6 protein-coding genes and 1 riboswitch are annotated in these 7,949 nt (G+C 60.2%); of the genes, 3 read left to right on the plus strand and 3 right to left on the minus strand.

Annotated elements, in window-relative coordinates; all coding sequences use genetic code 11:
- Positions 1–111: 111 nt before the first annotated feature.
- The 3 genes from RIN49_RS26320 to RIN49_RS26330 form a co-directional block, all read right to left on the minus strand.
- Positions 112–423 carry an STAS domain-containing protein gene (locus RIN49_RS26320; protein WP_309123091.1) on the minus strand — a complete coding sequence of 104 codons (312 nt, stop codon included), beginning with the start codon at positions 421–423 and terminating at the stop codon, positions 112–114.
- Positions 424–436: 13 nt separating this feature from the next.
- Positions 437–2,461, minus strand: coding sequence for a FapA family protein (locus RIN49_RS26325; RefSeq protein ID WP_309123092.1), 2,025 nt, complete (start codon positions 2,459–2,461; stop codon positions 437–439).
- Between the two features lie 92 nt (positions 2,462–2,553).
- Positions 2,554–2,640, minus strand: a riboswitch (cyclic di-GMP riboswitch).
- 101 nt (positions 2,641–2,741) lie between these two features.
- Positions 2,742–3,893 carry a PP2C family protein-serine/threonine phosphatase gene (locus RIN49_RS26330; RefSeq protein WP_309123093.1) on the minus strand — a complete coding sequence of 384 codons (1,152 nt, stop codon included), beginning with the start codon at positions 3,891–3,893 and terminating at the stop codon, positions 2,742–2,744.
- Between the two features lie 262 nt (positions 3,894–4,155).
- Here RIN49_RS26330 and secG point away from each other — a divergent pair, with 262 nt between their 5' ends.
- The 3 genes from secG (at position 4,156) to RIN49_RS26345 (ending at position 7,704) form a co-directional block, all read left to right on the plus strand.
- Positions 4,156–4,389 (plus strand): preprotein translocase subunit SecG, encoded by a 234-nt coding sequence (secG, locus tag RIN49_RS26335; protein WP_138197306.1) that lies wholly within the window; start codon positions 4,156–4,158, stop codon positions 4,387–4,389.
- A gap of 115 nt (positions 4,390–4,504) precedes the next feature.
- The gene (gene rnr, locus RIN49_RS26340; RefSeq protein ID WP_309123094.1) at positions 4,505–7,168 is read left to right on the plus strand and encodes a ribonuclease R; all 2,664 of its coding nucleotides are present in this window, start codon (positions 4,505–4,507) and stop codon (positions 7,166–7,168) included.
- Between the two features lie 110 nt (positions 7,169–7,278).
- On the plus strand, positions 7,279–7,704 hold the full coding sequence (locus tag RIN49_RS26345; RefSeq protein WP_309123095.1) for a DUF3889 domain-containing protein: 426 nt from the start codon (positions 7,279–7,281) through the stop codon (positions 7,702–7,704).
- Positions 7,705–7,949: the final 245 nt, after the last annotated feature.

Raw genomic sequence — 7,949 nt, forward strand, 5'->3', positions numbered from 1 at the left:
AGCCAATACGGCGCTGCCGTACGCAATGCGAATGAGCTTTGCTCTCATGGAAGTCACCTCCTCTCCCGAATCGACGTTCTAGGCGCCCGAGCCGGACGGACGCGCAAGCCGTTAAACCAACACTTCTTCGCCTAAGATCTCCTGCAATTGCAGGAGATCGAACACTTCCATAACCTCTTCCCGAACGCGAACGATTTCGACCTGTTTTCCCTCCTGCTGCAAGGCTCGGACGAGCGCGATCAGCAATCCGATGCCGGAGGAGTCGACGAAGGGGACGCCGCCGAAGTCGATTTCCACCCTAGGGTAGGAGGCTAATGCGGATGGAATGGCCTCCTCCATCAAGTCGGAGACGTCAATATCGATATCTCCGATCAAAAGCAGTACACCGCGATCTTCCGCCGCGTCGACGCGAAACGTTAACATGTACGAACCACTCCTACTGTAATAATAGTGTTCCGTCCTTGTTCAGACGGGCGTGCACATTGGACATGTCCTCTGGAAGCTTATAAGAGGCGGCGCCGACCTGGACGATCGTGTTTGCCAGCGCGTTCCCAATCCGGATCGAAGCCTTCTCGGAGACGCGAATCCGCGTCGGTCCGCCTCGCGTGCCCGCCTCCTGGAGGTCGGCGCCGTTCCGGGCGTAATAGTCGCCGCCTCTTACAAAGCCGGTGACGGTCAGCGCGCCTTGGCAGACGAGCGACACTTGGTAGCAACCGGCGGACACGGTCACGTCTCCCCCGCATCGAACGGTACCGTTATGCGCATAGCTGAACCGTACGAAGCATTCCCCCGACTCCTTCGTCTCGCAGCAATCGAGGAAGACGCCGGTCGCTCGAATATAGCTTTCCAGCTCGGCGACGTCCTTCAAGCCGCCGCCATCGCTCCTCAGGAATGCCTTGGCGAGGTTGTCGGCATACTGGGTCCATCTCTCGTCCAGGCTGTCTCGATGTGCGGCGACGGTTTGACAAAGGCGTGTCAACAGGTCGCGCAGCGTTTTGAACTTGCCTTGCATGAGCACCTGCACGAGAGGGGAGAGGCCCTTCCTGCCGAGATCGCCGTTCTTGAACGCCGTCGCGGCGTTGACCTGAACGATGGCTGCGCGCAGCTGCGTCAGCTTCTGGACCGTCTCAGACAGCAGGGGGGCCGCATCGGCGTAAAACGGGCCGCCCAATCCCGCCGCGACGTGGCTGCCGATCATGTTCGAGGTAATGACGATCGATCCGGAAGCGGCGACCCGGCCCATGTTGACATTGCCGCGAACGAAGATGTTGCCTGTCGCCTCCGCCGTCATGCCGTCCTGAACCGACCCCAACACTTCGATGTCGCCCTGATATCGTAAATTGCCGGACAGCATGTCGATGTCGCCCGGATGCAGCAGCTTCGGAGCAACGGACATCTTCAGCAGCATGCCCTTCCGTTGTACGCGAGGCGTTCCGGACTGCAGCGCGACGAGCTTCGCTTCGGCGTCGACGAACGCGACTCCGTTCCCGGCGGTCACCGCCAGCTCATAGACCGGTTCAGGCTCCACGGGCTCGCCCGCGATCGTCTTGCCGGGCTTCCCTGGAGAAGACGGGTGTATGACCGCAAGCACTTGGCCTTCCGTCACGGAAGGGAATTGCCGGTGTTCCCGGAAATCCACCGTGCCGTCCTGCCTCGTCCGGGGCAGGACGGATGCGGCTTGTTCCTCCCATACCATCGTACAAGAGCCGTTCGTTCCGGGAGCCGGCCGCTCTCCGGCGGCAATCTCGTATTCGCCCGCCGCTTCCGCGCGGCAAGCGGCTTCGATCGCTTCAGACCGTATGCCGTAGACGACGCCCCGCCCCCGAAGCGCGGCATGAATGACTTCGGGGTCGAGCGGCTTCGGCCGCTTCCTCTCGCGGACGCGGAAGAGCAAACGGTCGACGGGCTCGGCTTCTTCGAGCCGGCGTTCGATCGTGTAACCGGGCTCCATGCGAAGCGTCGCCGCCATCCATCGGTCGTCAATGTGAATGTCCCATACGGGCTCGACCTCTTCGGCCGGTTCTAGGGTAACGCTTACGACATCCTTCTCGGTAATCGGGGTCGTCGTTTCTACCCGGATTCCGTTGACGTGCAACAGGACGCCTCGGCAAGGAGTAACGAGTGGGTACTTGTCCGGGGCGTCTTTCGTCCGGAGGACGCCATCTTGGATCCATGCTTTCCCGGCGAATGCGCCCGGCTCCGGCTGCTTCGCGTTCGCAGGGACGGGAGGAGCGGATTCGGCAGAAGGAGCAGGCGTCGCAGGGCTGGGCGTCTCTTCCCGGGACGATGGACTGGTCTCGCCGCGCTGCAGCGTAACGCGGACGACCGCCGGTTTCGCCCGCCCCCATAACCCCTTGCTCTCGGGCTCTATAATTTCGATGACAACATGTTCGCGAGACGTCTCCAACAGCTCGAGGGCGGTGGACACGGCTGTATGTATCGTTTTTCCTCTAGAGATCACGCTTTTCTCCACTTGTAAACACCTCGGCTATATGGAGTGAAAGAACAAAAAAGAAGACTCCCGAAAAGGGGGTCTTCTTCACCCGCGAGCTTTTCGGCGGCCCGGCTGCCATTGCAGTTTCCTGCGGTAGGCCCGTGGCTTTGCGTCCCCGCCTTTCGACGGGTTTGCCGTTATCGTTTTCTCGGTTGCATGATTGCGACTTGCGTTTGGTATATGACGGAAAACATGCGACTTATGTACTAAGCTGTAAGGTAAGCATACAGCGTCGATTACGCGGCGATCAAGAGGAATAAATTGACGCGCTTGAACTGTTCAACAGGATCGAGATGACGCACACGTCGTCGAAGATCGTCTTTTTGAGTCCTGCGATTTGCTCTACGAATTCGGTGTTTCGCAAGCCGTTCCGACGGATCGCTTCGGTCTTTAGCGCTTCTACGGCGTCCGAAATCGGTCTGCCCGGCGTCTCCACGAGTCCGTCCGTGTAAAGCAGAAGCCTCGTACCGTCCCGATAAGGGAGGCGTTCCACCCGCGGGCTGGCCGACAGCTTCATTCCGATGGGAATGCAGGTGCCGCTTAGCTTCACGGCTTCGGCATCCGGATGGAGCAGAAGGCCCGGAGGATGGCCGGCGTTAAAATATTCGATCCATCGGTTCTCCGTATCGATCGCCGCGAAAATCGCAGTGAAATACATGAACCGCTTACTGCCCCCGAACAGTTGGATCATATGTCGATTCAAATCCTCATAGATGCGCTCGGGTCTTAGGCCGCGGATCATCAGTTCCGTGAGCAGGGAGCGAATCGACATGCTGACGAAGGCGGACGACAGCCCGTGACCGGATACGTCGATCAGGATAACTCCGTACCGTTGATCGTCCATCTGCGCCCAATACAGCATGTCTCCGGACACTTCTTCGGATTGGCGATACACGCTGTGAATTTGAATGCGGTCGCTGTCGATCGGCTCGCTGAGCACGCATCGTTGGATTTGCCGGGCGAGCAGCAATTCTTTCGTCAGCTTGCGCTCCCGTACTTTGCGTCCATCCGTCTCCCGCTTCAGGCTGAGCGCCGATTTGACCCGGGCCAACAGCTCGATGCGTTCGCAACCCTTCTCGATAAAATCCATGCCCCCCGCATCGAACGCCGCGTTGAGGTGCGTCTTATTGGCCGTAACGAAAATTATCGGAATATCGGCGCCCTTCCCGCTCGACTTGATCCGCCGGCATGCGTCTACGCCGTTCAAGCCCGGCATCTCGATGTCCATTAAGATGAGATCGACGCTTTCCCGAGGAGGCGCCTCCGGCTCGATCCCCAAAATCTCTAACGCTTCCGCCGCGGAGCCAGCGGTCCAGACGTCGGGATACCCGGCCCCATGCAGCTCGTTGCGAAAGTAGAACAGGTTGAACGGCGAATCGTCGACGATTAAGATTCCCATAAGGCGGGGCTCCTTCTGGTGTCTAGGTGGTAAAGTGTATTCATATTACCCCGATTCCGCCTTAAGGGGGATGTCAAGTTGCTCGTGTATTCCTCGCTTGTCTTCTTTTCCTTCGTATGATACTATTGCTAATACGTGAGTTTTGTCCACGATTCAGTACGTATGTCCTGCGGAAGCAACATCTGAAATCGTCTCGGTAAACGGCCTTGTCCTTTATCGAGGGACGTATATGCCGTTTATCCTTGGTTCGGAGGTGGAACGTTTGGAAACATTGTTTAAAGTGCTTTTGATCATTTTCTCCGTCGCTTTGATCGCGATCGTGCTTCTCCAGAAGGGGAAGAGCGCAGGCTTGTCCGGCGCCATCACAGGCGGTGCGGAGCACTTGTTCGGCAAGCAGAAGGCGCGCGGCATGGAGCTCGTGCTGCAGCGCGTGACGATGGGTCTCGCGGCCGGCTTCTTCATCCTGACCATCGTAGTTGCCTACGTTGTGGGTTGAGGGCAGGAACAATTATACATGAATGCGTTCGATGTACAGCAGGTTACGCTAAACCTGCTGTTTTTGTTTTGCCTGCGAGTGGATACACTAGTAGTAACGAATCGGGGTGATGCGCTTGGTAACGAAGCAAGAGCTTCTTGAGTTTATGAAAGAGACGGCCTATAAGCCGATGACCGTCCAGGAGTTGGAGAGCCACTATGGCGTCGACGGGGCGGAGGAGTTTAAGGAGCTGGTGAAGCTTCTGAACGAAATGGAAAACGAGGGCGAAGTCATCCGCACGCGTACGGACCGATACGGCGTGCCGGAGCGGATGAACCTCGTGCGCGGCCGGCTGCATGCCCATCCGAAAGGGTTCGGATTCCTCATCCCGGACGATCGGGATCATCCGGACATCTATATTCACCTGAACGACATGAAGGGCGCGATGCAGAACGACACCGTGATCGGCCGCGTCACGGGACGCGGCGGACCGAACGGCACGAAGCTCGAGGGCGAGGTCGTGCGCGTCGTGAAGCGGGCGAATTCGCAAATCGTCGGCACCTTCGACAACCATGAGACGTACGGCTTCGTCCTCCCGGACGACAAGCGGATCCAAAAGGATGTGTTCATCCCCCGCGAGAAATTCATGGGCGCGGTGAGCGGGCAGAAGGTCGTCGTCAAGCTCGTGACGTTCCCGGACGGGCGGGCGGCGGCGGAAGGCGAAATCGTCGAAATTCTCGGCCATAAGGACGATCCGGGCGTAGACATCTTGTCCATCATCCGCAAGTTCGGCTTGCCGGAGGCGTTCCCGCCGGAGGTCATGGAGGAAGCGGAGGCGGCGCCGGATACGATCCGCGAGGAAGAACTCGTCGGACGGCGCGATCTGCGCGGGCGCACGATCGTAACGATCGACGGCGAAGACGCGAAGGACCTCGACGACGCGGTCGACGTGCAGCGGCTCGAGAACGGCAACTATTTGTTAGGCGTCCACATCGCGGACGTCGGCTATTACGTGAAGGAAGGCTCGGCGCTCGACCGCGAGGCGTTCAACCGCGGCACGTCCGTCTATTTGGTGGACCGCGTCATTCCGATGCTGCCGCATCGGCTGTCGAACGGCATCTGCTCGCTGCATCCGCGGGTGGATCGGTTGACGCTCTCCTGCGAGATGGAGATCGACCCGACGGGCAAGGTCGTCCGCCATGACATCTTCCCGTCCGTCATTAAGACGGTCGAGCGGATGACGTATAAGAACGTACGTCAGTTGGTCGACGAAGAAGCCGATCCGGAGCCGGAGCTGCTCGAGCGGTATAAGGAATTGCTGCCGTTCTTCCGTCAGATGCGCGACTTGGCTTTGATTTTGCGCGAGAAGCGGATGCGTCGCGGCGCGATCGACTTCGACTTCTCGGAATCGAAGGTGATCGTCGACGAGGAAGGCAAGCCGATCGACATCGTCAAGCGCCCGAGGACGATCGCGGAGCAGATGATCGAGGAGTTCATGCTGGCGGCGAACGAGACGGTGGCGGAGCACTTCCACTGGCTCAAGGTCCCGTTCCTGTACCGGATCCACGAGGATCCGGACGGCGAGAAGCTGCTGCACTTCATGCAGTTCATCACGAACTTCGGTTATGTGGTGAAGGGGAAGGGCAACACCGTTCATCCTCGCGCGCTGCAATCGCTGCTCGAGGAAATCAAGGGCGCCAAAGAGGAAACCGTCATCTCCACCGTCATGCTTCGCTCGATGAAGCAGGCGCGGTACGACGCGGAGTCGCTCGGCCACTTCGGCCTCGCGGCGGAATATTATTCGCACTTCACGTCGCCGATTCGGCGGTACCCGGACCTCGTCATTCACCGCATTATGCGCGAGGTGATCGATAACGGCGGCGCGCTGCCGGATCGTCGCCAGGAGTATCTGGCGTCGCGGATGCCCGATATCGCGCAGCAATCGTCCGAGCGGGAACGGCTCGCGGTCGACGCGGAGCGGGAGACGGACGCGCTGAAGAAGGCCGAGTACATGGTCGACAAGATCGGCGAGGAGTTCGAGGGCATTATCTCGTCCGTGACGTCGTTCGGCATGTTCATAGAGCTGGAAAATACGATCGAAGGCCTCGTCCGTCTTAGCGACATGTCCGACGATTATTACCACTTCCATGAGATGCAGCTCGCGCTCATCGGCGAGCGGACCGCTCGCGTGTTCCGCATCGGCGACGAAGTGAAGGTGCGCGTCGCCCGCGTCAACGTCGACGAGCGAAACATCGACTTCGAGCTCGTCGACATGAAGTCGCGCGCCGGCGGGCGGGCGAACGTCATCCGCGCCGACGCGGACGCGGTTCACCGAGGCGCAGGCGGGCGCACGAAGCGCAGCCGGGGCAAGGTGATCGCGGCCGAGGGGACGCAGGAGCGGAACGCCCGCGGGACGCGGAACGCCGCCGGGGAAAGCGGCGGCGCGGACTTCTGGGGCTTCAAGCCGAGCGGCGGGGGCAAGCGCCGCGCCGGCGGAGCGGGCGCCGGTTCGGGCGGCGGCGGCACCGGCGGCGGTCCGGGCAAGCGCGGCGCGGCCGGCGGCAAGAAGAAGCCGCGCACGGGCGGCTTCGGCGGCGGCTTCGCCGCGGGGCCCGGATCGGGCAAGGGCGCCGGAGGCGGCGGCAAGAAGAAGGGCCGCAGCGGTCCGCGCGCCGGCGGAGGCCCGCGCACGTCCGCGTTGATCGCGGTCGAGGCGTCGACCGAGCTGACGCCGCCGCGTTTCGACGTTAGCGGCGAACCGAAGAAGAAGCGGTGGAAGAAGAAAAAGCGCAAAGACTAAGCGTTCGTTACGGTCGCGTCCCTCGCGGGGCGCGGCCGATTTTTGCATAAAACCGACAGGACGAAGGGCAAATTACTCCTAACCAAGGAAATAAGGAGTGAGTTTCCCCGATGCGTACGATCCTGTTAAAATGGTGCTTATATGTACTGGCAGTCGGTTTGATCCTCCCTGCATGCAACGCCCAGCCAAGAATGCAGGCCGAAGGGAACGTCGCGGCGCGAACGATCCGAAACGAACCCGTGGAGCTGTACGGCCAATGGGGAAGGTACGGGCTGGAGGAAACCCGCAGGCGTTTTCCGAACGCGCAGATCGTCGATTACGAGCATATGGGACGCGACGCGGTCGAGACGTTCCATTACCAGTTGAGGGAAGGGGCGCGCGATTTCGTCGTCGAAGTGCGGATCGCTTTCGATCCGGAAACCAATCGCGTCATCGCCGTCGACGTCGACCCGTTAGGCACGGGCATCGCCCCTGGAGTCGGCACAGGAACAGGCGTAGGATATGGCGGCGCCGCTGCAGGGACCGGGACGCAATGAGACGGTAAGCTTGCTGAGGCTGCTTCGTCTTCCATGGGGCGCGTTCCACCACTCTCCATACCCCCTGGCGGCGGTTCGTGTTATAATGGGTTTGTAACGCCGCTTCATTGCTTTATGTACGGGGCCGTTTATGGATTCGACGGGAATAGTTCGAGCATGAGTAGCGAGTAGCGGGGCCGCGTCCGCTTCATCAACGCTAAAGCCATAATAAATGGCAAAGCACAACCTTCTTACGCAGTAGCAGC

This window comes from Paenibacillus sp. (assembly GCF_031177825.1).
In the GTDB taxonomy this organism is placed as follows: domain Bacteria; phylum Bacillota; class Bacilli; order Paenibacillales; family YIM-B00363; genus Paenibacillus_AE.